At 60.7% G+C, this 21,760-nt stretch carries 23 protein-coding genes; 6 read left to right on the top strand and 17 right to left on the bottom strand.

The window, feature by feature from the left end; all coding sequences use genetic code 11:
- Nucleotides 1–6: 6 nt before the first annotated feature.
- From ACFWW2_RS22850 to mutL, 7 genes are all read right to left on the bottom strand, one after another.
- Nucleotides 7–963 carry an L-malyl-CoA/beta-methylmalyl-CoA lyase gene (locus ACFWW2_RS22850; protein WP_393932221.1) on the bottom strand — a complete coding sequence of 319 codons (957 nt, stop codon included), beginning with the start codon at nucleotides 961–963 and terminating at the stop codon, nucleotides 7–9.
- Nucleotides 964–1,082: 119 nt separating this feature from the next.
- The gene (locus ACFWW2_RS22855) at nucleotides 1,083–1,640 is read right to left on the bottom strand and encodes a hypothetical protein (protein WP_393932223.1); all 558 of its coding nucleotides are present in this window, start codon (nucleotides 1,638–1,640) and stop codon (nucleotides 1,083–1,085) included.
- Between the two features lie 64 nt (nucleotides 1,641–1,704).
- Nucleotides 1,705–2,889: an aromatic amino acid transaminase gene (locus tag ACFWW2_RS22860; protein WP_393932225.1), complete on the bottom strand. Its 1,185-nt coding sequence runs from the start codon at nucleotides 2,887–2,889 to the stop codon at nucleotides 1,705–1,707.
- Complete coding sequence (gene sseA / locus ACFWW2_RS22865; protein WP_393932227.1) at nucleotides 2,889–3,749, bottom strand: 3-mercaptopyruvate sulfurtransferase; 861 nt, start codon at nucleotides 3,747–3,749, stop codon at nucleotides 2,889–2,891. Before sseA ends, ACFWW2_RS22860 begins: the two co-directional genes overlap by 1 nt.
- A 99-nt stretch (nucleotides 3,750–3,848) precedes the next feature.
- A complete protein-coding gene (locus ACFWW2_RS22870; protein WP_393932229.1) occupies nucleotides 3,849–4,391 on the bottom strand; it encodes a hypothetical protein in 543 nt (180 codons plus the stop codon).
- A 64-nt stretch (nucleotides 4,392–4,455) separates the two neighbouring features.
- Entirely contained in the window at nucleotides 4,456–5,694 is a 1,239-nt protein-coding gene (locus tag ACFWW2_RS22875) for a DNA recombination protein RmuC (protein ID WP_393932231.1), read from the bottom strand.
- Nucleotides 5,691–7,502, bottom strand: coding sequence for a DNA mismatch repair endonuclease MutL (gene mutL, locus ACFWW2_RS22880; RefSeq protein WP_393932233.1), 1,812 nt, complete (start codon nucleotides 7,500–7,502; stop codon nucleotides 5,691–5,693). The genes ACFWW2_RS22875 and mutL overlap by 4 nt, the downstream gene beginning before the upstream one ends.
- A 111-nt stretch (nucleotides 7,503–7,613) precedes the next feature.
- On the opposite strand from mutL, the gene ACFWW2_RS22885 reads away from it, so the two are divergent.
- From ACFWW2_RS22885 to ACFWW2_RS22895, 3 genes are all read left to right on the top strand, one after another.
- Nucleotides 7,614–7,943 carry an ArsR/SmtB family transcription factor gene (locus tag ACFWW2_RS22885; protein WP_393932235.1) on the top strand — a complete coding sequence of 110 codons (330 nt, stop codon included), beginning with the start codon at nucleotides 7,614–7,616 and terminating at the stop codon, nucleotides 7,941–7,943.
- Entirely contained in the window at nucleotides 7,940–8,422 is a 483-nt protein-coding gene (locus ACFWW2_RS22890) for an SRPBCC domain-containing protein (RefSeq protein ID WP_393932237.1), read from the top strand. The genes ACFWW2_RS22885 and ACFWW2_RS22890 overlap by 4 nt, the downstream gene beginning before the upstream one ends.
- Before the next feature lie 72 nt (nucleotides 8,423–8,494).
- Nucleotides 8,495–9,499 (top strand): NAD-dependent epimerase/dehydratase family protein, encoded by a 1,005-nt coding sequence (locus tag ACFWW2_RS22895; RefSeq protein ID WP_393932239.1) that lies wholly within the window; start codon nucleotides 8,495–8,497, stop codon nucleotides 9,497–9,499.
- Between the two features lie 65 nt (nucleotides 9,500–9,564).
- Here ACFWW2_RS22895 and ACFWW2_RS22900 read toward each other — a convergent pair whose 3' ends face one another.
- The 7 genes from ACFWW2_RS22900 to ACFWW2_RS22930 all read right to left on the bottom strand — a co-directional run bounded on the left by ACFWW2_RS22900 (nucleotide 9,565) and on the right by ACFWW2_RS22930 (nucleotide 18,256).
- A complete protein-coding gene (locus ACFWW2_RS22900) occupies nucleotides 9,565–10,869 on the bottom strand; it encodes a M16 family metallopeptidase (RefSeq protein ID WP_393932241.1) in 1,305 nt (434 codons plus the stop codon).
- Nucleotides 10,869–12,200 carry a M16 family metallopeptidase gene (locus ACFWW2_RS22905; RefSeq protein WP_393932243.1) on the bottom strand — a complete coding sequence of 444 codons (1,332 nt, stop codon included), beginning with the start codon at nucleotides 12,198–12,200 and terminating at the stop codon, nucleotides 10,869–10,871. The genes ACFWW2_RS22900 and ACFWW2_RS22905 overlap by 1 nt, the downstream gene beginning before the upstream one ends.
- An 84-nt stretch (nucleotides 12,201–12,284) precedes the next feature.
- On the bottom strand, nucleotides 12,285–13,022 hold the full coding sequence (locus ACFWW2_RS22910; protein WP_393932245.1) for a DUF3035 domain-containing protein: 738 nt from the start codon (nucleotides 13,020–13,022) through the stop codon (nucleotides 12,285–12,287).
- Between the two features lie 54 nt (nucleotides 13,023–13,076).
- Nucleotides 13,077–13,565 carry a signal peptidase II gene (gene lspA / locus ACFWW2_RS22915; protein WP_393932247.1) on the bottom strand — a complete coding sequence of 163 codons (489 nt, stop codon included), beginning with the start codon at nucleotides 13,563–13,565 and terminating at the stop codon, nucleotides 13,077–13,079.
- 10 nt (nucleotides 13,566–13,575) lie between these two features.
- The gene (gene purH, locus ACFWW2_RS22920; RefSeq protein ID WP_393932249.1) at nucleotides 13,576–15,165 is read right to left on the bottom strand and encodes a bifunctional phosphoribosylaminoimidazolecarboxamide formyltransferase/IMP cyclohydrolase; all 1,590 of its coding nucleotides are present in this window, start codon (nucleotides 15,163–15,165) and stop codon (nucleotides 13,576–13,578) included.
- Nucleotides 15,166–15,180: 15 nt separating this feature from the next.
- Nucleotides 15,181–16,887 (bottom strand): heparinase II/III family protein, encoded by a 1,707-nt coding sequence (locus ACFWW2_RS22925; protein WP_393932442.1) that lies wholly within the window; start codon nucleotides 16,885–16,887, stop codon nucleotides 15,181–15,183.
- Nucleotides 16,888–16,987: 100 nt separating this feature from the next.
- Nucleotides 16,988–18,256, bottom strand: coding sequence for an RsmB/NOP family class I SAM-dependent RNA methyltransferase (locus ACFWW2_RS22930; RefSeq protein ID WP_393932444.1), 1,269 nt, complete (start codon nucleotides 18,254–18,256; stop codon nucleotides 16,988–16,990).
- 70 nt (nucleotides 18,257–18,326) lie between these two features.
- Between ACFWW2_RS22930 and ACFWW2_RS22935 the strand changes: the two genes are divergently transcribed.
- The gene (locus tag ACFWW2_RS22935; protein WP_393932251.1) at nucleotides 18,327–18,503 is read left to right on the top strand and encodes a DUF1674 domain-containing protein; all 177 of its coding nucleotides are present in this window, start codon (nucleotides 18,327–18,329) and stop codon (nucleotides 18,501–18,503) included.
- A 27-nt stretch (nucleotides 18,504–18,530) separates the two neighbouring features.
- Nucleotides 18,531–18,794: a hypothetical protein gene (locus tag ACFWW2_RS22940; RefSeq protein WP_393932253.1), complete on the top strand. Its 264-nt coding sequence runs from the start codon at nucleotides 18,531–18,533 to the stop codon at nucleotides 18,792–18,794.
- Between the two features lie 139 nt (nucleotides 18,795–18,933).
- Here ACFWW2_RS22940 and ACFWW2_RS22945 read toward each other — a convergent pair whose 3' ends face one another.
- Nucleotides 18,934–19,398 carry a GNAT family N-acetyltransferase gene (locus ACFWW2_RS22945; protein WP_393932255.1) on the bottom strand — a complete coding sequence of 155 codons (465 nt, stop codon included), beginning with the start codon at nucleotides 19,396–19,398 and terminating at the stop codon, nucleotides 18,934–18,936.
- A gap of 13 nt (nucleotides 19,399–19,411) precedes the next feature.
- Nucleotides 19,412–19,714 carry a YjhX family toxin gene (locus tag ACFWW2_RS22950; protein ID WP_393932257.1) on the bottom strand — a complete coding sequence of 101 codons (303 nt, stop codon included), beginning with the start codon at nucleotides 19,712–19,714 and terminating at the stop codon, nucleotides 19,412–19,414.
- Nucleotides 19,715–19,998: 284 nt separating this feature from the next.
- On the opposite strand from ACFWW2_RS22950, the gene ACFWW2_RS22955 reads away from it, so the two are divergent.
- Nucleotides 19,999–20,754 carry a GNAT family N-acetyltransferase gene (locus tag ACFWW2_RS22955; RefSeq protein WP_393932259.1) on the top strand — a complete coding sequence of 252 codons (756 nt, stop codon included), beginning with the start codon at nucleotides 19,999–20,001 and terminating at the stop codon, nucleotides 20,752–20,754.
- 357 nt (nucleotides 20,755–21,111) lie between these two features.
- On the opposite strand, the gene ACFWW2_RS22960 is transcribed toward ACFWW2_RS22955, so the two are convergent.
- Nucleotides 21,112–21,753: a hypothetical protein gene (locus ACFWW2_RS22960; protein WP_393932261.1), complete on the bottom strand. Its 642-nt coding sequence runs from the start codon at nucleotides 21,751–21,753 to the stop codon at nucleotides 21,112–21,114.
- Between the last annotated feature and the right edge of the window lie 7 nt (nucleotides 21,754–21,760).

A 21,760-nucleotide genomic window follows, 5' to 3' on the forward strand; every position in this document is an offset into this window, starting at 1 on the left:
TTCGCGTCAGCCCGCGATCATCTCGGACTGGCGCACAATCACTTCGGCTTGCTTGATGGATGCAATATCCACCAGGCGGCCTTTGTAGACCGTGGCGCCCTCACCCCGTGCCTTTGCCTCTTCCATGGCGGCCAGAATTTCGCGGGCCTCGGCAACCGCTTCTTCTGATGGGGTGAACACCTCATTGGCCAAGGCGATCTGCTTGGGGTGGATCGCCCATTTCCCGACCATCCCCAGCGTCGCCGAACGGCGAGCCTGCGCGCGATAGCCTTCATCATCGCTGAAATCGCCAAACGGGCCGTCCACCGGCAGCACACCATGCGTCCGGCAGGCCGCCACGATGGCCGTTTGTGCCCAGTGCCACGGGTCAGAATAATGGCGGGTCTCACCATGCAGCATATAATACTGCTCCTGCGTGCCCCCGATGCCGGTGGTCTGCATGCCCATGGAGGCCGCAAAATCCGCCGCCCCAAGGCTCATCGCCGCCATGCGGGGTGAACTGGCGGCAATCTCTTCCACATGGGCGATACCGGCGGCGGACTCGATGATGACCTCAAAGCTGATCGGTTTCTTCCGACCCTTCGCCGTTTCAATGGCCGTCACCAGCGCATCGACCGCATAGACATCAGCGGCACAGCCCACCTTGGGGATCATGATCTGATCCAGCCGGTCGCCTGCCTGTTCCAGCACTTCCACCACATCGCGATACCAGTAGGGGGTATCCAGCCCATTGATGCGCACGCTCAGATATTTGGTGTTCCAGTCCACCTCATTGATCGCCTGAATGACATTCGCGCGGGCCGTGTCCTTGTCTGACGGGGACACGCTGTCCTCAAGGTCAAGGTTGATGACATCCGCCGCACTGGCCGCCATTTTCGCGAACAGCTTGGTGTTCGATCCGGGGCCAAACAACTGGCAGCGGTTCGGACGGGCAGGGGGTGTAGGTTGCAGGCGGAATGACATCTCTGATCCTTGAGTACGAAAGTTGCGCGATCAATCGTATTGGGGATTAGATTATTGCGCCATCAGGTGCAAGTCAGATTTAGCGTCCGCAGAAAATCATAGCTGCATTGCAGCAATGCCTATTTGATTTCGCCCCGATTATGGGGTGTGTAAGGTTTGATCGATCCGTTCGCACGGGGATAGGCGAATTGCGGCGTGACCGTTGCAATGCGCCCACCGAGTGGCACGGCTTTGACCAGTTTCCATTGTGGGACCATGTTTGAGCCCGGCGGATAATACTGGGCAACCGGTGTCATGGAGCGGTCATACAAGTTTGTACCGGCAGCAAAATCTTCGCGGGCCGTCATCATCTGATCGTGCTGTTCCGCCTCAAAGACTTTGCCATCGGGGAAGGCGGTTGAAAACTTGAATTCGACCTCATCCGGTGTTGGCACGCGCGCCAATGCATAGACATGGCACATGACCGCAAATTCATTCGGGCGCACACCAAGCAGCTTTTCGATCTCGCGCGAATTTTTGCCAAACAGGTATTTTTCCTGTGTGACGTAGCCCATGGCGGTTCCGTATTGCTGCAGCCCCAAATCTGCCGTGGGGCTGACGACTTTGACGATGCGATTGCCACCTGTCACGGTCCAGTGCCGCATCGAGGTTTCATGGATTGCGTCACCCAAATTCATGTCTCTACCTCTCAACCTGCACGGGAAATCTAAGGGCGCGGCAGGGACCTGTCGAGATACGTTTTCACACGCCAGCGGCAACAATTGCCTTGGCAAGGATCGGTACGGTTTGCGCATTCAGCCCCGCGATATTCATCCGGCTGTCGCCCACCATGTAAATGCCATGCTCCGCCCGCAGTTTCTCAACCAGTTCGGGGGTCGTGCCCAGCCGGCTGAACATGCCACGGTGATGGGCCAGAAAATCAAACCGGTCCGAATTGGTCAGTCGCTTCAACTCATCCGCGAGCTGTTGACGCAGAACCAGCATGCCCATGCGGGTTTCCTCCAACTCGGCCTCCCAATCGGCACGCAGCTCAGGATCAGTCAGAATGGTCGTGACCACCCGCGCCCCGTGATCAGGAGGAAAGGAATAATTCTGGCGGTTCAGATAGGCCAATGTCTGTTGGGCCAGTCCCTGCTGGGCACTGTCCTTTGCCACGGCCATCAGAATGCCGGTGCGCTCGCGATAGATGCCAAAATTCTTGGAACAGCTGGCCGCAATCAGACAATTGTCAAACGCGGATGCAATCTGGCGCGTGATCTTGGCGTCCTCATCCAACCCGTCGCCAAAGCCCTGATAGGCGATGTCGATCAGGGGAACGGCCCCTTTGTTCTGCATCAGCGTGATCACCTGTGCCATCTGATCAGCGGTCAGGTTCGCCCCGGTGGGGTTATGACAACAGCCATGCAGCAGCACCACGTCACCGGCGGCAATCTGATCCAGATCGGCCATCATGCCAGCGAAATCCACTTCGCGGGTCGCGCTGTCGAAATAGGTGTATTCGGCCATCTTCATGCCGAGATACTTGATGATTGACGGATGGTTTGGCCATGTGGGATTGGACAGCCAAACTGTGGCATCGGGGGCGGCCATCCTGATCAGTTCCAGCGCCTGCCGGATCGCACCTGTCCCGCCAGGGGTGGCGACTGCGGCAACCCGTTCTGAAGCCACGCTGTCAGCCAGCACCAGATCGCGCATTGCCGCGCCATAGGCCGGATCACCGGCCAGACCGGTATAGGCCTTGGTCGTCTGGTCGGCCAGAATACGGCGCTCTGCCTCTTTCACCGCACGCATGACCGGCGTGTTGCCCGACGCGTCCTTGTAGACACCCACGCCAAGGTCGATCTTGTCGTCGCGCGGGTCTTCGCGAAACGCGGCCACAAGGGCGAGGATCTTGTCGGCGGGTAGCGGTTGCAGGTGTTCCAGCATCAGGCGGCTCCGGTGGCAATAGGAAGGTCGGCATACATGCCCCATTCGGACCATGAGCCGTCGTAAAGCGAATAATCGGTCTTGCCGATCCGTTCCAGCGCAAGGGCGAGGATCGCGGCAGTCACGCCCGACCCGCATGTGGTAATGGCGGGTTTGCGCAGATCGACACCGGCATCCATGAAAACGGTGCGCAACGCGGTGGGCGGCTTCATCGTGCCGTCCGCGTTCAGCAAATCCTGATAATGCACATTCTTCGATCCGGGGATATGACCCTTGCGCATCCCCTCGCGGGGTTCATCAGCCTCGCCCTTGAACCGGGCGGGCGAACGGGCGTCGATAATCTCATGATCGCCCAGCTTGGCGGCGCGGGCCACTTCGGTCACATCACGGACCAGATCATCCCGGCGCTGCACGGTCATATGACGATCACGGATTGTAGGGGGAACGGTGGTCGTCTTGTGGCCGTCGGCGATCCATTTGGGCAGGCCGCCATCCAGCACGGCGATATTGGTCTGTCCCATCAGGCGGAACAGCCACCAGACACGGGCGGCTGAAAACAGGCCCATCCCGTCATAGACCACCACCTGATGCCCGTCGCCGACACCCATCGCCCGCATGCGCGACATGAACTTCTCCACCGGCGGGGCCATATGGGGCAGCTCGGACCGCAGATCGCTGATCTCGTCGATGTCAAAGAAACGGGTACCGGGGATATGCGCCTTTTCATACTCGGCCTTGGGGTCGCGCTGCATGTCGGGCAGATACCAGGACGCATCAAAGATCCGCAGATCAGGGTCCTTGAGATGGGCCGCCAGCCAATCGGTCCCGACAAGCGTTTTTGGATCATCAGCAGCAGACATCGGCCTTGCAATCCCCTTGGTGCGATTGGGTGCATGGGTATCCCGCACAGGCTGGCGTGGCAAGATCAGAAGGACAGGATAGAGCCTCCGAGAACGGCGTCAGAACCCGGCTTCGGCACCGGCGATCGGATCATCGCCCATATCATCCAGCCCGGCCAGCGGATCGCGGATAGTGACGTCATAGCGGCGGCCTGCCATCCGACGAAATGTCCACTTTTCAGGGTCGCGCATGTCGGCCGGGTCAAAATCGGCGGCGCGGGCATAATCATCCATGCTGTCCATCAGTTCATGGGTAAAGGCATCGGCGATATGGATCCGGTTATCGACGCGAAAGACAATGAAATAATGGTTGGGATAACGCTGGTCACCGTGACGGGTACTTTCGATCACGTCATGGCTGCAATTGGCCAGACCGTGCCCGATCCGGCCATAGGACACCGGTTGCCAGCGCCCGCGGGCGGAGATGTGGAATGTCGCTGAATTTGATCGGGTGCGGATTGGCCGCACATCATCAGAGTTCAGAAAATCCCCCAGCGCATCCGCCGTTTCAGGGCAGATAGCGGGGTTGTTGGTCCGGTTGGGGTTTATCTCGCGAAAAATGGCCATGGGGGTGCGCACAAGGCGGCGATAGGCTTCACACATCATTCAAACTCGCTTTATCAAATGCGGCGAGCCTAACAAAAAATGACGATTTTTTCAACTTTGCCTAGGGTTTCGTTGGTACCAGCGGCACCACTTTATCCTCAGGCTCTGGCGCCAGTTCTTCAAAATCGAAATTGTCCAGCCGGTCCGCCCGTTTGCCGGCCCGTGTCGCGGCGGTCAGCACGCCGGACACATCATCACCGGCCTGCCGCAGATGTATTTCCAGCTTGCCGGCCTTTTCGCCGATGATCTCCACATCGCGGTGCAACAGCCGCAGCGCCTTGCGGATCTCACCCGCCTGTTCGCGCATCCGCGCATCTTTGAGGATCGCGCGCATCGTGTTCAGCGTGGCCATGCAGGTCGTCGGCGATACGATCCACACACGCGCGTCAAAACCGGCGCGCACCACCTCTGGCAGGCGGGCGTGCAGCTCTGCATAAACCGCCTCTGACGGCAGAAACATGATCGCGCCATCCGCCGTCTCGCCCTCAATGATATAGCGTTCGCTGATATCCTTGATGTGCTTGCGCACCGCATTGCCCAGATCGCGCAGGGCCACCTGCTGCAATTGCGGGGTGTCAGCGGCGGCATAGCTTTCATAGGCCTCGAACGGGAATTTGGCGTCGATCACAATCGGCCCCGGCGGGTTCGGCAGATGCACCAGACAATCCGCGCGCCGGTTATTGGACAAGGTCGCCTGCAAGGCATAGCTATCCGCAGGCAGCGCCTTGGACACGATATCGGTCAGCTGGATTTCCCCGAACATCCCCCGTCGCTGCTTGTTTGACAGGATATCCTGCAGGGACAGCACGTCACCCGACAGTTTTTCGATATTGGTCTGGGCCTTGTCGATCGTGGCCAGCCGTTCCTGTAATTCCGTCAAGCTTTTGGTCGTCTTTTCCGAAGACCCTGTCAGGCTTTCCTTCATTCGTTCCTGCATTTCGGTCAGCGCGAGGGTCGACCGCCGCTGGCTTTCATGCAGTTGATCCGTCATCTGCTGGCGCACCTCCGCCAGCCGTTGTTCCATATTCTGCAAAACCTGCGCCTGCCCGTTGGCGGTTTGTTCACTGACCGTCTTAATACTGCCTGCCAGCGTATGCTGCCCTTGGTTCAGCACGCCGATATCCTGCGTCAGCCGCCCCACTTGCCCGGCCACGTATTCGACGGCTTGCGTTGATTTACCCGCGCGGCGGACCGTCATGATGAGCAGGATCAGGAACAGCAGAACGATGGCCGCACCAACCAGCCCCCCGATCACCATCGGGTCGTCAAAAGCATAGCTCTGATCGCCAATCTGGATCATGTACGTCCGAACAACCGCTCGATATCGGCCAGTTTCAGTTCCACATAGGTGGGCCGCCCATGGTTGCACTGGCCCGATAGCGGCGTCGCCTCCATCTCGCGCAAAAGCGCGTTCATCTCGGCCCCCTGCATCCGGCGGCCCGACCGGATGGAGCCATGGCAGGCCACCCGGCTCAGGATCGCCTCGATCCGGGCCTGCACCGATGCGCTATCGCCCTGATCGGCCAACTCGTCCAGAATATCGCGCAGCATCGCTTCGGCGCTGACCTCGCCAAGAATGGCCGGTGTTTCGCGAACCGCAATCGCGCCCCCCCCAAAGGGTTCCAGCGTCAGACCCAGCCTTGCAAGATCATCGGCAATCTCCATCAGTTGCGCGGCCTCGCTTTCCGTCATCTCTACAATCTCGGGGATCAGCAGGGCCTGCGCGGCAACGCCATTCTCGGCCATCTGGGCCTTCAGCTTTTCATAAACCAGCCGTTCATGCGCCGCATGTTGGTCGACAATGACAATGCCGGTTTCGGTCTGCGCGATGATGTAGTTCTCATGCACCTGCGCACGGGCAGCGCCCAGCGGCAGATGATCCGGCTCATCCTCCACCACGGGTTCGATCCGCGCCGATGGCGCCTCATGAAATCCGGGGGCCTGCGCCTGAAATGTCATCGACCGGGCGCTGAAACTTGGGCGGTCCATCTGGTAAACGCGCGGGCTTGCGGGCTCGGGCGTGATCGCGCCCAGCGTGGCATTGGCGACCGTGGTCGAGGCCCGATGGCCCGCCTCTGCCAACGCATGACGCAGCCCCGATACGATCAGCCCGCGCACTGTACCGGGATCGCGGAACCGGACCTCTGATTTTGCCGGATGCACATTCACATCCACCAGTGTCGGATCGCAATCGACAAACAGTGCCGCCACCGGGTGCCGATCACGCGACAGCACATCTATATAGGCGGCACGCAACGCGCCCAGCAGCATCTTGTCGCGCACGGGACGACCATTCACGAACAGGAACTGAGCCACTGCGGCCCCGCGCGAATAGGTGGGCAGGGCGGCATAGCCGGTCAGGTGAAACCCGTCACGCTCCGCGTCAATCGGCAGCGCATTTTCCGCAAAATCGCGGCCCAGCACCGACCGCAACCGCCCATGCAGCGCATCGAACAGATCACCGGTTTCGGCGTCCGCCCGAAAGATCGTGCGCTGATCGCCACCGGACGCATCGCGTAAAATGAACGTCACAAACGGCTCTGCCATCGCCAGCCGTTTGACCACATCACCCACCGCCTGCGCCTCGGCCCGGTCCGTGCGCAGAAACTTCAGCCGGGCAGGGGTGGCGTAGAACATATCGCGCAGCTCAACCACCGTGCCACCGGTCAGGGCCGCAGGGCGCACATCGCTCATCCGGCCGCCGGACACGGCAATACTATGCGCCCCATCCCCCGGCACACGGCTGGTGATCGTCAGCCGACCGACAGCGCCGAGCGACGGCAACGCCTCGCCCCGGAACCCGAAAGAATTGATGTTCAGCAGGTCCGATCCATCAATCTTTGACGTGGCATGGCGCGACAGGGCCAGCGGCAGATCACCCGCCGCCATTCCGCAACCATCATCGGTGACACGGATCAGCGTCTTGCCTCCATCTGCGACCACCACCTCGATCCGGGTCGCCCCCGCATCAATGGCATTCTCGACCAGTTCCTTTACGGCAGAGGCTGGACGTTCCAGCACCTCACCCGCCGCAATCCGGTTGATTGCGGCGTCATCCAGCTGCCGGATCACCGGGCGCGGCTGTATCTGGGGGTCTGCAATGGCCATGCCACAACTTATAGCATGGTGCGGCGATTCTGCGAGGGGGTTTGTCGGGCCGCCACAGCACGCCTTGCTCAGCATCTTTATATCAGCTATCATTTATATAAAGGATTCGTTATGCATATGACACCCGACAAATTCGCGGCCCTCGCCGACCCGACACGCCTTGCACTTCTGAGCGCGCTCGCGACTGGCGAAAAGACGGTGAACGAACTCACCGCGCCCTTTGATATGTCCCAGCCGGCCATCTCTCGGCATCTGAAAATCCTGCAAGAGGCCGGGCTGATCACGCGACGGATCGACGGAACCAAACGCCCTTGCCGATTGGCCCCCGACGGCCTCGAACAGATCGAAGCCTGGGCGAACATGATGCGCCGGACCTATACCGCCAATTACGACCGGTTGGATCAGGTGCTTGCCAGCCTACCGAAAGGAGACGCGGCATGACCAGACTGACCCTCACAACCGAAGGCGACCAGCATGTGATCGTGACCCGCCGTTTCGCGGCCAGCCCGGTGGACGTGTACCGCGCCCATGTGGAACCCGATCTGATCCGGCAATGGATGCTGGGCCCGGACGGGTGGGTCATGACAGACTGCCAGTCAGACCCGAAACCGGGCGGCAAGATTCGCTTTGCGTGGTCCGACGGCGGCGACGGCGGGTTTTCCCTGACGGGCGAATACCAGACGCTCGACCCCGGCAGACGGATTGTCCATGTCGAACGGATGCACCTGCCCGACCCCACGCCGGACAACCACATCGAAACAACCTTCGCTCCGGATGGGTCCGGCACGCTGCTGACTTTGCGCATGACCCTGCCCGATGCAGCGACGCGCGCTGCCATGCTGGAAACCGGGATGGAGGATGGCATGGAAGCCAGCTATGCCCGCATTGATCCATTACTGTTGGCGGTTGATGCCGGATAGCCGCCCGAACCCTCCCGCTTGAACTCTGGCCTCCCTTTATGTAAGTGATGACTTACATAAAGGGAGGCGAAGATGCGTATTCTGATTGTCGGCGGCACCGGGTTTCTGGGAGGAGCAACCGCGCGGGCCGCAATCGCGGCGGGGCACACTGTCACCATCATGACGCGCAGCGGCAAGGGCGTCGCGGACGGTGCCGCCACACTCATCGCGGACCGCACCCAAACACTGCCCGATCTGCATGGCCAATTCGACGCGGTGATCGACACCTGCGGCTACGCGCCCGACATGGTCAGCACACTGGCCCATGCGGTTGGCGATGTGCACTACGTCTTCGTCTCGTCCATTTCGGTCTATGACAATCTGTCGGAACCGGGACTGGACGAAATAGCGCCAGCATCTGCGGCCACCAGCGAACAGCGCGAAGAAGCCGCAAATGTGGACCCCGCGTTGCGTGGAACAGCAGAACCTTACGGCGCGGACTACGGCCCGCTCAAACGATCCTGCGAAGACGCGGCCATCGCCGCCTTTGGTGACAGGGCCACGCTGATCCGGCTGGGGCTGATCGTCGGGCCGGGGGATTACACCGACCGTTTCACATGGTGGGTCCGGCGCTGCGATACCGGCGGGGCGCTGCCGGTGCCAGACCCACCCGAGCGACCTATTCAACTGATCGACGTCGAAGACGCCGCGCAATTCATGCTGCATCTGGCCGAATGCGGCAGGGGTGGCACCTTCAACCTGACCGGCAAACTCATCACCTTTCAGGCGATGCTGGACGCCATCATCGCTGAAACCAAAGGCAAGCCTGACTTGACCTGGACACCGCTCAAAACCTTCACCGATGCGGGACTCGCACCATGGGCCGACCTGCCCCTGATCGTTCCGGATAAACCAACGGCCAGGCATATGCTGAATGTCAGCACGGGCGGCGCACAGGCCGCCGGGCTGAGCTGCCGGCCACTTCGCGAAACGATCCAAAGAACCCTGCAATGGGACCGCGCCCAGCGGGACACCCCCCTCAAATGCGGGATGTCGGCAGAGGCCGAACAGATGGTGATGATGGCGCAAGAGCCGTGATCATGAGGCCCCGGCACCACAAAACAACGCTGTCCCGGGCCTGACCCGGGACCTCTACGTCAGCCTCAATTTGTACTGTCCAGCCCCACAGGCTTGCCCACCACCACAAAATGCAACGCCTCGGGCTTCAGCAGTTCCGCCGCCACCCGGTTCACATCCTCAAGCGTCACCGCCTCGATATAATCATTGCGGTTGATCACATAATCCGGCGGCAGCCCGATCATCTGCATCCCCACCATGATCTTGGCAATCTCGCTATTGCCGTCAAAGCGCAGCGGATACTCGCCCGTCAGATAAGTCTTGGCAGTCTCCAACTCGTCCGGTGTCAAACCATCCTCCGCCATACGCGCCCATTCCGCGCGGATCACTTCAATCGCCTCGGCGATTGTCGCGTTGGATGACGCGACAGAGCCAAACACCATTTCAGAATGAAACTTCGGCACCAGATAACTGCGGATACCATAAGTCAGGCCGCGCTTTTCGCGCACCTCCGTCATCAGGCGGGATTCGAAACCACCGGCACCCAGCACCTGATTCATGATATAGGCAGCAAAGAAATCCGGATCGTCGCGCTTGATCCCGGCATGACCGAAATAGGCGACAGATTGCGGGGTATCGAATTCAACCACTGTGATCCCGCCATCCAATCCAAAGGCGACATCGCCGGGCAGGGGCGGACCCTCTGCAGGCAGACCGCCCAGCAGATCATCCAGCATCGGACCAACCTGATCGGCGGTGATATCCCCCACCACCGACACAAACACACGGTCGCGGGTCAGGGCGTTGCGGTGCGCCGCGAACATATCCTCGCGGGTCAGGGCGTTGACGGTCTCGACCGTACCATCAATGCTGCTGCCATAGGGATGATCGCCAAAGGCGGCGGCATCAAACGCCATGCCGGCAATATCATTGGGATCTTTTTCCGCACTCGCAATGCCCGACAAGACCTGCGCGCGCACCCGGTCAAGCGCATCCTGCTCGAATGTCGGATCGGTCAGGGCCTGCCGCAGCAGCGCCAGTGCCTCATCCCGGTTTTCGGTCAGAACACTGGCGGATATCGACAGCGTGTCGTCAAAGGCGCGGAAACTGAACCGGGCCGCCAATGCCTCGCGCGCGGTCTGGAATTCCTGCGCGGTCATCTCGCCCGATCCTTCCTCGATCAGGCCGGTCATCAGGTTGGTCGCACCCCGCTTGCCCGGCAGGTCTAGCGACGCGCTGCCCCGGAACCGGATTTCAATCGACACGAACGGAATGCTCGGTTCCTCGACCACCCAGGCGTCAATCCCGCCGGGGGATGTGACCTCTTTGATGTCACTTTCGGCATGTGCGGTGGTGGCAAACAGGCACAATGCCAACAGAATACGCAGCATCAGCGTGCCTCCTCTTCATTTCCAACAACCCAGCCTGTGACCGCCTGATCGCGGTTAAACACCTTGGCCGCGGCGGCCTTGATCTGGTCTTCGGTGACAGATTGCAGGATATCCGGCCAGGCCTGCACATCCTCAATCGTCAGGCTTTGCGTCAGGGCCGCGCCATAGCGGCGGGCCAGCCCTCCCACATCATCCAGCGCATAAACCTCAGACGCGCGCAGCTGCGTGCGGATGCTTTCCATTCTGGCATCATCAATATCGGCGTCCATAAAATCGGCGATCACGGCGTCCATGGCCGCCTCGGCCTCTGACAGAGACACGCCTGCAGTTGGGACCACCGTCACCGAAAATGTGGCGTCATCCAGCCAGTCGCCATTGTAAGAAGCGTTGGTATAGATCGCCGTTTGGGTATCGAACTGCAGGGCACGGCCCAGATCAGACGTGAACGATGACCCCCCCAACAACTCGGCCAGATAGACAAGGGCTGCGGCCTCTTCTTGCGCACCGGGGTCGCGTTCAGGGGCCAGATAGCTGCGAGTGACATAAGGCTGGCTGACACGCGGATCGACATAGGTGATCCTGCGCTCGGCCCGCTGCGGGGGTTCTTCGGGACGGACACGCTCGGGCAACTGATCCTCTGCCGGGATCACACCGTAATATTGCTCGGCCAGCGCCCGGACCTCATCAGGCTGTACGTCGCCGGCGACTACCAGAATGGCGTTATTGGGCGAATAATAAAGATCATAGAAATCCAGCGCGTCCTGCAGGTCCAACTGCTCCATCTCGTGCTTCCAGCCGATGATGGGCACGCCATAACGGTGGTTCTGATAAAGGGCCGCGCGGAATTGCTCGCGGGCCAGGGCGTTGGGGTTATTCTCGGTGCGCTGATTGCGCTCCTCCAGCACCACATTCCGCTCAGTCTCGATATCATCTGCCGTTATCGCCAGATTATTCATCCGGTTGCTTTCCATCTGCATCATCAGTTCCAGCCGGTCGGCGGCGATGCGCTGGAAATAGGCGGTATAGTCATAGCTGGTAAACGCATTGTCGCTGCCGCCATTGGCAGCAACGGTGGCGGAAAACTCGCCTGATTCCAGAACGTCGGTCGCCTTGAACAGCAGATGTTCCAGAAAATGGGCGACACCGGACGCGCCAACAGGTTCATCGGCTGATCCAACCCGATACCAGACCATATGCGTCACTGCAGGGGCGCGATGATCCTCGATCACCACAACCTCCATGCCGTTATCAAGGGTAAAGGCGGTCACCTCGGCGGCCTGCGCGCTGAACGCGGTCATCACAAAGGCCAAAGCGGCAATCAAGCGTGTCATGGGCATCCCTTTTGTTCGTCCTGCCCACGTAACTACGCCGGATGGGCCTGTGTTCAAGGGACCCTACGCGGATGTGAGGTGGGGTTATTCGGCGTCAGGCTCTACCGGTGTGCAGACGCGGCGCAATTCATTGCCAGGACCAGCGGTGGTGAAGACGCAGTTCTGCGGACCGCTTGCATCCTGCGCAGGCCCATCACGCCCCAAGATACGCTCGATCACCGGGTTCAACGTGCGCTGCAACAGCCCTGGCTCTGCCTCGGCTTCGGTCGTTCCGGTCTGCTGGGGTGCAACCGGTGTTCGGGCTTCTGGTTGCGGCTGCGCAATTACAGGCGTCGGCACCGCGATGCCCAGACCGCGCAAGCGGGCGAGCTCGGCGCGGGCATCCAGTGCCTGCCGCGCGTAGGCCGGGAAATAGCGGTCGCGACCCAAAGGGTTGAATACATTGGCCCGGCTGCGGCGCTGGCGAAATGCCTCGTCCTCGGCCGCCAACTGGGCGCGTACCGCCGGATCAACACCATAACGGCTGGCCTGCGCCACAAGGGCCGCATCGCCTGCAGGCACACCGCCCGCGCGCTGGGCCGCGGCATTGCCACCAAGGGCGGCAATCGCATCGGCATTCGGGTTCGGATCGGCCAGATTGGTGCCACCGGGCGTCGGCTCCGGCAGGGTCAGCGTCTGGGGGATCACCAGCGGGCGCTGCGGGATGACCGCAAACTCATCAGGACCGCCGCCAGACGACCGTAGATCGCGCAACGGGCGATCCGTATTGCCACAGGCAGTCATCAGGGCAAGGGCCAGAACGGAAAGCATGATCGCGCGCATGAAATGGGTTCCTTCAAACTCGTGGCGTCTGTTTAGCTGATGGGCGGGAGGAGGTCACGCCTTCTTCTTTCCCGATTTCGCCTTGCCATCATCGGCCAGAAACGCCAGCCCGATTGCGCCGATAAAGATCGCGATATCGGCCACGTTGAACGCATAAGGGTTGTTGATCCCGCAACAGGACATGTTCAGAAAATCCGCAACGGCACCGTAAAGGATACGGTCAATCACATTGCCCAAGGCCCCGCCGATCAAAAACCCCGCCGAGATATAAACCCATTTCGACCCGCCGGTCCGGTTCAGCCACCAGATCACACCGGCTGAAATGATCAGCGCCACTGCAATCAGCACCCAGCGCATATCGTAATCGGCAAACAGGCCGAAATTGACACCCCGGTTCCACGCCATGCGGAACTCAAGGAATGGCGGCCAGACTTCGATCAAGTCATCATCATCGTTAATCAGGCCCAGCCAGTGGACGACAAAAAACTTGCTGGCCTGATCCAGCAGAAAGATCCAGAAACCCGTCCAGAATACCAATCGCATCATTTGCCCCCTAGTGCCGGAAATGCCGCATGCCGGTAAACACCATGGCAATCCCGGCCTCATCGGCGGCCGCAATCACCTCATCATCGCGCATCGACCCGCCCGGCTGGATGACACAGGTCGCCCCGGCGGCGGCGGCTTCCATCAGACCATCCGCAAACGGAAAAAACGCATCCGACGCGACAGCCGATCCGATGGTCAGCGGCTGGGGCAGGCCCATCGCCTCTGCCATACGCTCTGCCTTCTTCGCGGCGATCAGTGCTGAATCAAGCCGCGACATCTGCCCGGCCCCCACACCCACCGTCGCCTTGTCCTTCACATAGACAATCGCGTTGGATTTCACATGTTTCGCAACCTTCCAGGCGAACAGCAAATCCGCCATCTGCGCCTCAGTCGGGGCAACCTTCGTCACCACCTTCAGATCATCCATGCCCACATAGCCAGTATCCTTGTCCTGCACCAACATGCCACCGGCCACCTGACGATAGGTGGTGATCGGCGCCTTGGGGTCAGGCAGGCCATCGGTGGTCAGCAAGCGCAGGTTCTTCTTGGCGGCAAACACCGCCTTGGCGGCATCGGACGCGCCGGGGGCAATCACGACCTCGGTAAAAATCTCGACAATCGCCTTGGCCGTCTCTTCATCCAAAGGCTGGTTCAGTGCGACAATCCCGCCAAAGGCGCTGGTGCGGTCGCAGTCAAAGGCATTCCGATAGGCCTCAACCAGCGTCGCCCCCCGCGCCACACCACAGGGGTTGGCGTGTTTGATGATCGCCACCGCCGGGCCGTCAGCCGGGTCAAACTCCGCCACCAGTTCAAACGCCGCATCGGTGTCGTTGATATTGTTGTACGACAGTTCCTTGCCCTGATGCTGCACCGCCGTCGCCACACCGGGGCGGTGGGTGCCGTCCGTATAAAACGCCGCCTTCTGGTGGCTGTTCTCACCATAACGCATGGTCTGTTTGAACGTCCCGGCAAAGGACCGGCGGCGCGGCGTCTCCTCACCAATCGCGCCCGCCATCCAGGTGCTGACGGCTGTGTCATAGGCAGCGGTGCGGGCATAGGCCGTCTGCGCCAACCGCTGACGCAGCGCCAGCGTGGTCTGGCCGTCATTTGCGTCCAACTCAGCCAGTACAGCCTCATAATCCGCAACATCCGTGACGACCGTGACAAAGGCATGGTTCTTGGCGGCAGACCGGATCATCGCAGGGCCGCCAATGTCGATATTCTCGATACAGGTGGCGAAATCGGCGCCCTTCGCGACGGTTTCCTCAAACGGGTACAGATTCACCACCAGCAAATCGATCGGACCGATATTGTGTTCGACCATCGCATCCACATGGCTGTCCAGATCGCGACGGGCCAGCAAACCGCCATGGACCACCGGATGCAGCGTCTTGACGCGGCCATCCATCATCTCGGGGAAGCCTGTGACATCAGCGACATCGCGCACCTCGAGGCCCGCATCGCGGATCGCTTTTGCCGACCCGCCGGTCGACAGCAGTTCCACCCCACGGTCAGCCAGCGCGCGGGCCAGATCAACCAGCCCGGTCTTGTCAGATACAGAAAGCAGCGCGCGGCGCAGTGGTGCAAGGTCGGTCATGTCATCCCCAATGGCTTAGTCAGTCAGGTCCACCGGATCGGCCTGCACCAGATCGCGGACAACATCGGGGGTGTCCTGCGTCTTGGCCAGCGACCAGCGGATGCGCGTCGCATAGGCCATCGCGCGCCCGGATAAAACCACCTGTTGTGTCGCACGGGGCTTCAAGCGGCCATTTTGCAGATAAACCGACGGGGCAAGGGACAGCGCGGCGGCACCATCATGCCGAAACACCCAGGTTTCCCCCGATTTCAGGGTCAGGGCCACGGCCCGGTCGCCCATATCAAGGCTGGCCTGCACATCCGGGTCCAGATGAAACCGGATCGAAAACGCGATACCCTGCAGGCTTGTCGTATCAAGGACCACGTCGAACAGCGCTTCATCTTCGGGGTTCAGCGCGACCAGCAGGTCCTCGCCTTCTAGCGTGCGGCCATCGACAGACAGGTCCAGCAGGCGGGCATGGGTCAGACCATGGGAGGCGCGATAACCGTCATGGGACAATTCATGCTGGCGCGACCCGTCGGCGTCAGCGGGTTTGCAACGCACATCACCGGGCACGTCAGACAGGTATTCCTCGACCGTGCCAAGTTTCGACCCGCGCGCCAGATGTGACGACGACACGCCTTCAATCCCCAGCGTGGCATGGCTGGGTGTGGCACGGCTGGCGCGGCGCCATTCATCGCCAAACCGGGCACCCGATCCGCAATTGACGATCAAGGGGCGGCGGCCCGATGTCAGCTCAAACGCCAGCGTGCTGGCATGGGCATTGGCCGATGCCGGGCCGGTCGGCGGTGGGGCGGCATCCACGATGACCGTGCTGCGCCCGCCGGTCATGCGCAGATATCCCATATGCAGCCCCGGTTCGGGCAGGGTCTTGATGCCGGACGCGGCCAATGCCTCGTCCAGCCGGCCATCCAGACCGCGCCCGCCCCCATGAAACCGGGCCAGGCCACCATCGGCATGGCGCAAGGCGCGCAGTGTCGGGGCGATGCGTTCGACCGCCTCCAGCATTGCGGGAGGGACACGGCGGCCGGTTTCGGACAAGGCCTGCAAAGTCCAGTTCAACAGGCTGAGGATCTCCAGCAATTCCTCCGGGTTGCGGCTGGCAATGGCCCCGTCAGGATCGATCTGTTCGGCGCAATCCGCGGCAAGGGCCGCCACCGCGCGGTCCACATGCGGCCCCATCCCTTCAAGCGACAACCCGGCATAGATCGTGCCTGCCAGCGCCTCGAACCGGGACAGACCGGGCGGGGTGACCGACCAGCGGCGGGACAGGAACACCAGTTGTTGACCCAGACTGCGGAAAAACTGGTCGCTGGCATCCTTGTCCTGCTTGTGCAGTAGGAAAAACCCGTGATTGATCCAGCGGATCAGGCGGCGACCGACCAGATCAGGAGTCCAGCCCGGGCCGGTGCCCTTGCCATAGCGGGCGATCCAGTCAAACACCCAGGTCTGTGCCTTCTTGCGGGCGCGATCCGTGCCGACAGCGGCCAGATCATCCAGCCAGGCGCAGCCCTGCACCTCTGCCGCGACGGCGTCAGCCGGGCTGGCAATATCCCAGATCGACATTTGCGGCCCTTCGACCAGCAACCCCGAAAACAGGAAATTGCCCGCAATCAGTTGGCGGCCACGGGCCACACTGCCGATGGTGCGCGGTTCGGGGGCCGAGACAAACGCGGTGGCAGGGGCGGTGCGGGCCGCCCGCCTGGCATGCACACGGTGCATGAAACTGATCCGGCGGGCACGCCATGTGGTGGATTGTGCCAAAGTCCTGCTGCCTCGCGTCGCGCTTTTGCGCAAACCATAGGAAAGGTTAACGGACCTGTCACGCAGGCTTTGTCAGAACCGCCATATAAAACCCGTCCATGCCGCCCAGATCGGGCCAATAGTCGGGACGCAGGCGCAATCCACCCTCATCAGTCTGCCACTCCGGATCCAGTCCGGGCAGGTCAATAGGTGCAACCGTCAGGCCCGGATGACGGGCCAACGCCTCTTCCACCTGCACCTCGCCCTCATCTGGCAGCAGCGAACAGGTGCAAAACACCAGCCGCCCTCCGGGTTTCAGCAAGGTCAGCGCATGATCGATCAGACGTTCCTGCTGATCAATCAGCGCCCCAAATTCCGACCCGTCCTTGGCATAGGGCAGATCGGGATGGCGGCGTATCGTGCCGGTGGCGGAACAGGGGGCATCCAGCAGAACCGCATCAAAACCGCCCTGATCAAACGCAAACGCATCCGCAACAACCGTCTTCGCGGCCAATCCGACACGGGCCAGGTTTTCCGCCACCCGCGCCATCCGGCGCTCGGACAGATCAACGGCGGTCACATCGGCACCACGCGCCGCCAGTTGCAATGTCTTGCCGCCAGGTGCTGCGCACAAATCAAGCACCGTCAGACCGGCCACATCCCCCAGCAGTTTCACAGGGATCGCCGCGGCGGCATCCTGCACCCACCAGTCCCCGCTGTCATAACCGGGCAGGGTTGAGACCTGGTGGCCCCCCGAAAGCCGCACTGACCCTGTCCGCAACACCGTTCCCCCTGCGGCATCGGCCACGGTTTGCGGATCACCCTTCGCGGTCAGATCAAGCGGGGCACCGGCGAAATGCGCGGCCTCCATGGCGCTGACGGCCTCGCGGCCCCAGGCGGCCACCAGCGGCTGGCGCAACCAACCGGGCGTCAGCGGCACCGGGCGCGCGGCCCACCCGTCCGACCCTTCATCGGCCACCTTGCGCAGCACCGCATTGGCCAGACCCTTCATCGACTGGGTGCGCTTGTTGCGGGCCACAATCTCCACATAGGCGTTCACCACACCATGCGCGGCCTCACCTGAACACAACTCGATCACACCCAGACGCAACGCATTCATCACATAGGGCGGGGGTGCTTTCTTCAGATAGGGCTTCAACATCCGGTCCGCCCGGTCCAACCCGCGCAGGGCATCAGACGCCAGACGCTGCGCCCGGGCGCGATCCTCCGGCGGCAGATCGGCCAGCGCCCCGGCAGCCACCAATTCGGCCATCAAACGGCCCTCGCCGGTGATCTGCATCAGCAGGTGATGGGCGGCACGGCGGGCAGGCAGACCGGTTTGACGCATGAACATGTCCCTTGAAGGCGTATGCGCGCGGGGTATATCAAAGCCATGGCACCCACAAGGATACGGCCCCATGAGCAACGACACCAACAAACTGCCCGACGCCGCACAGCGTGCGCTTGCCGAGGCCGAGGAACGGCGCAAAAAGGCCGACACCGAAAAACTTCCCCCCGAACTGGGTGGGCGTGACGGGCCGGAACCGGTACGCTATGGTGACTGGGAAAAAAAGGGACTGGCCATCGATTTCTGAGGGCCGGTCAAGAAAAGGAACACGAGCATGAAATACCTTGCCATCATCTGCGCCGCGACCCTTGGTCTGGCCACCACAGCCCAGGCCCAGAACGCCTGCACGCCCGAGGCGATCCAGACCAAATCAGGCGAAGTCAGCGTCGCACTGCAAACCATCGGTGCGAAAGATCCCGACCGGGTGCAGGTGCTATCAGGCGAAATCGAAGAGCTGATGACAGCCATCCAAAGCGGGGCGGATATCAGCACCGTCTGCACCTTCTTCGACGAAGTGATCGCAGAAGCGGCCAGCTAGGGCAGGGCCGCGACGGTCGCCTTAATGGACGATATCGGGTGCGATGTCTGGTCTGGGCCCAAAGTGCCACGAACTGCAGAGTGGACCAACGGCGGCAATAGGATGCCCTCCGCCGATGAGATGGCGGAGGGCACTTTGGTCAGAGCGCCTTTCGGAAGATTACCTTGTCATCTCCGTCAGCCCAGAAATCGCGGATGCGCGCTTCTTCTTCATAGCCATTCTGAGCATAGAACTTGCGCGTGAGTGCGAAGTCGTCAGTACCGGACGTCTCTACGATCAAGATACGCTGCCCATTGTCTTTCAGGTGCTGTTCCGCCGCGCTGACAAGTGCAGCACCAAGACCTTTGCCTTGCAGGTCCGGACGCACTGCAAGGGCGAGCATGTTCCAGGTTCCGGTCGCCAGCTCTTCTGGAACCGTGTAGCACAGGCCAACCGCTTGGCCGCCATGGTGGCAGCTAAGCCAGAAGGCCTCTGTCTCACCTGCCAAGGCGGGTGCCAGCATGTCGGAGAGCATATCGCTAGGGAAAAGCTTGGTCCCGTCTAGCACGGCAGTAAGCCCTGCGACGTCATCTGACGTTGTGGGTTTGATGATCGGATTTGTCATGTTCTGAGTGTCCTTATCGGTTGTCGTATTGTGGGTTCACGGAACGGATGCCGAGCCTTGTGGCGCGGTAGGGTCGTCCGTTCACGGATTTGATGAATCGCCGTTTCTTCAGGCGATCGAAAAGCTCCAACGAGCAATCGGCCAGCAAATGGCCGTCGCGCGTGAAGCAGGAAACGTCGCGCACTTTGCCGTTCTTCATGCGCTCAAAGTGGATCGCGCCACCCTGCGCCAGAACGTGCAAAACACGCTGTTCGTGTTTTGAGATATTCAATGGATTGTCTCTAGACTTTATGTCAGCCGAAAAGGCTTCCGGCATCACGCTCGGAAGTCTTTTGATTCAAGCTGGTCCACGTTAAAGGACCTTAGCGGCGGGCCGCAATCGTAGACATAAAATCTCCATTGGTCGGCACCAGCGCCAACCTGCGAACCGTGTAGCGATTGGTGCGCGTTTCAGCAAGCGGGCTTTAATCGAACAACCAGCAAGGTCGGTTTTATCCGGGCAAGCAGACATCGACAGAAAGGCGCGGTCCTGCCCAATGTCTGGTGTGAACCCATTACCGACATGTTGCAGGTCCCAACCCGTAGACGCTACGATTGCACATGAGCGCTTTTTTGCGAGTTGCGGACTTGCCCATTTCACTGCGGAGCCAGTACCTGGCATCCCTGCCAGAGCCGCAGGAGTGGTTCCTTGAGGAACTCGTCAGAACAGGTGAAGTTTGGGAATTCCCCTGCGGCGGATATGCCATCTTTCATGGAGACACTCTTGTAGAGTTCTACGCATTGGACAGCACCAACGCGCACCGCCACCTATCCAACCTTATCCAGCAGCGACCTTTCCGGAAGGTTCTTTGCAAGTCATTTGATCGTGTCCTGATTGATGCTGCCCAAAAACTCGGTTGGGCTTTGGTCGAAACCGGATTTCTGTTTCGCAAACGCAACCCGGTTATTCTGACCAAAAGTGATACTTTCCACTTGGAAAGGGCAAGGGCGATCGATCTGCCAGATGCATGGATGAACGGACGTGATTTCTATGACAGCAAGGATGAAGTCGCGCAAATCTTTCGGTCAGGCGACCTTTGGATCGCGTTCAACGAAGGGCAAATGGTTGGAAGCGGGATCATGATACCGATTGACGGCTCAGGCGACGTTGTCGATATCGGAATGGTCACACGACCTGATCAGCGCAATAGAGGGTTCGCCAGTCTGATTGTCTCTGATCTCGCGAACCTTCTGGAAAGTGAGGGGAAGAGGCCGATTTGTGGATGCGCTGAAACCAATCTTGCATCGAAGGCCGCATTGGAGAAGGCAGGCTTCGTTTCTGAGCATCGGCTTGTTGAGATTTATATCCCGGATTGATCCAGTGTCTGCTTCGTTCGCGGCGCTGAACATCGCATGCCGTGGCCCATACCGGGCATTCCAATCAGGAACCAAAGCGGCCCCTGTCGTACCAGATGGGCAGCTTCGTTCTGCGACAATGGCAACGGATATCAGGGGCCCATCCACCCCCCGCCCGAAACCGCATCAAAGGTTAACGCCGCCTTCACTTTTGCCCCGCACGGTCCGTTACTGACGCAATTGTCCGTCAGGGGCCCGACGCTTTGCCGACGCAAGTCCGACGCGATGCCGACCGCGCGAAACCCCGCAAAACCTGCGAATTTACCATGATTCGTGAAAACGCGCATCGGGCAACGCGCGCACCCCACCGAACGTTGCTCAGCTAAGCTGCTCGAACGCCTCGAACGCCACCTGATCCAGCGCGATCCCATCAGGGTCTTCGTTGGTGATCACCACACCCACGATGTCGCGCTGATCGCCTTGCCGCCGAAACGCATAGGAGATTTCGGCCAGCGGTCCGACCAAATGCGTGTCAATCACCTCGCCCCCTCGGTTGAGGAAAACCACTGTCGCATAGCCGCCCTCACCGCCGCGCAGGTCGAAACCGATACCGGGCTGACCCTCATCGAACATCACCGCAATCGCCCCTTCGCCGGTGGCGGAATGATTGGGGTAGCCGGTGGGGCCATAGCCGCTCAGTACATTGGTATCAGCCAACCGGATTATCGTGAGATTCTGGGATGTTACGCCGGGCCTGATTGTCAGTGGCTCAAGCGCCCGCCCGGTCACCCGGTCGAAATCATCCACCCGGTCAAGCGTTTGCCCAGCGAAATGTTCACCAAATGACACGCCATCCATGCGGATCACATCCGGCGCAGGTCGGCCCGGGCCATAGCCGCTTGCCTGATCGTCAAAGGTGACGATACGGGCAAACGCAACAGTCTCTGCCCCGACCTCGCAAACCGGTCGATCGCAGGCCTGCGCCGCCATGGGCAGGAACATAAAGACAAGCCGCCACATAAGTCGC

The sequence above is a fragment of the Yoonia sp. R2-816 genome, from assembly GCF_046762905.1.
GTDB lineage: Bacteria > Pseudomonadota > Alphaproteobacteria > Rhodobacterales > Rhodobacteraceae > Yoonia.

Excerpts from the sequence above, each read along its gene's own strand:
- ACFWW2_RS22875 (WP_393932231.1), bottom strand. The coding sequence starts at position 5,694 with ATGATCCAGATTGGCGATCAGAGCTATGCTTTTGACGACCCGATGGTG.
- ACFWW2_RS22935 (WP_393932251.1), top strand. The coding sequence starts at position 18,327 with ATGAGCAACGACACCAACAAACTGCCCGACGCCGCACAGCGTGCGCTT.
- ACFWW2_RS22885 (WP_393932235.1), top strand. The coding sequence starts at position 7,614 with ATGCATATGACACCCGACAAATTCGCGGCCCTCGCCGACCCGACACGC.
- ACFWW2_RS22900 (WP_393932241.1), bottom strand. The coding sequence starts at position 10,869 with ATGCTGCGTATTCTGTTGGCATTGTGCCTGTTTGCCACCACCGCACAT.
- ACFWW2_RS22890 (WP_393932237.1), top strand. The coding sequence starts at position 7,940 with ATGACCAGACTGACCCTCACAACCGAAGGCGACCAGCATGTGATCGTG.
- ACFWW2_RS22870 (WP_393932229.1), bottom strand. The coding sequence starts at position 4,391 with ATGTGTGAAGCCTATCGCCGCCTTGTGCGCACCCCCATGGCCATTTTT.
- ACFWW2_RS22945 (WP_393932255.1), bottom strand. The coding sequence starts at position 19,398 with ATGACAAATCCGATCATCAAACCCACAACGTCAGATGACGTCGCAGGG.
- ACFWW2_RS22960 (WP_393932261.1), bottom strand. The coding sequence starts at position 21,753 with ATGTGGCGGCTTGTCTTTATGTTCCTGCCCATGGCGGCGCAGGCCTGC.
- ACFWW2_RS22860 (WP_393932225.1), bottom strand. The coding sequence starts at position 2,889 with ATGCTGGAACACCTGCAACCGCTACCCGCCGACAAGATCCTCGCCCTT.
- ACFWW2_RS22940 (WP_393932253.1), top strand. The coding sequence starts at position 18,531 with ATGAAATACCTTGCCATCATCTGCGCCGCGACCCTTGGTCTGGCCACC.
- ACFWW2_RS22855 (WP_393932223.1), bottom strand. The coding sequence starts at position 1,640 with ATGAATTTGGGTGACGCAATCCATGAAACCTCGATGCGGCACTGGACC.
- ACFWW2_RS22850 (WP_393932221.1), bottom strand. The coding sequence starts at position 963 with ATGTCATTCCGCCTGCAACCTACACCCCCTGCCCGTCCGAACCGCTGC.
- ACFWW2_RS22895 (WP_393932239.1), top strand. The coding sequence starts at position 8,495 with ATGCGTATTCTGATTGTCGGCGGCACCGGGTTTCTGGGAGGAGCAACC.
- sseA (WP_393932227.1), bottom strand. The coding sequence starts at position 3,749 with ATGTCTGCTGCTGATGATCCAAAAACGCTTGTCGGGACCGATTGGCTG.
- ACFWW2_RS22930 (WP_393932444.1), bottom strand. The coding sequence starts at position 18,256 with ATGCGTCAAACCGGTCTGCCTGCCCGCCGTGCCGCCCATCACCTGCTG.
- purH (WP_393932249.1), bottom strand. The coding sequence starts at position 15,165 with ATGACCGACCTTGCACCACTGCGCCGCGCGCTGCTTTCTGTATCTGAC.
- ACFWW2_RS22905 (WP_393932243.1), bottom strand. The coding sequence starts at position 12,200 with ATGACACGCTTGATTGCCGCTTTGGCCTTTGTGATGACCGCGTTCAGC.
- lspA (WP_393932247.1), bottom strand. The coding sequence starts at position 13,565 with ATGCGATTGGTATTCTGGACGGGTTTCTGGATCTTTCTGCTGGATCAG.
- ACFWW2_RS22925 (WP_393932442.1), bottom strand. The coding sequence starts at position 16,887 with ATGCACCGTGTGCATGCCAGGCGGGCGGCCCGCACCGCCCCTGCCACC.
- ACFWW2_RS22955 (WP_393932259.1), top strand. The coding sequence starts at position 19,999 with ATGAGCGCTTTTTTGCGAGTTGCGGACTTGCCCATTTCACTGCGGAGC.
- ACFWW2_RS22910 (WP_393932245.1), bottom strand. The coding sequence starts at position 13,022 with ATGCGCGCGATCATGCTTTCCGTTCTGGCCCTTGCCCTGATGACTGCC.
- ACFWW2_RS22950 (WP_393932257.1), bottom strand. The coding sequence starts at position 19,714 with ATGCCGGAAGCCTTTTCGGCTGACATAAAGTCTAGAGACAATCCATTG.
- mutL (WP_393932233.1), bottom strand. The coding sequence starts at position 7,502 with ATGGCCATTGCAGACCCCCAGATACAGCCGCGCCCGGTGATCCGGCAG.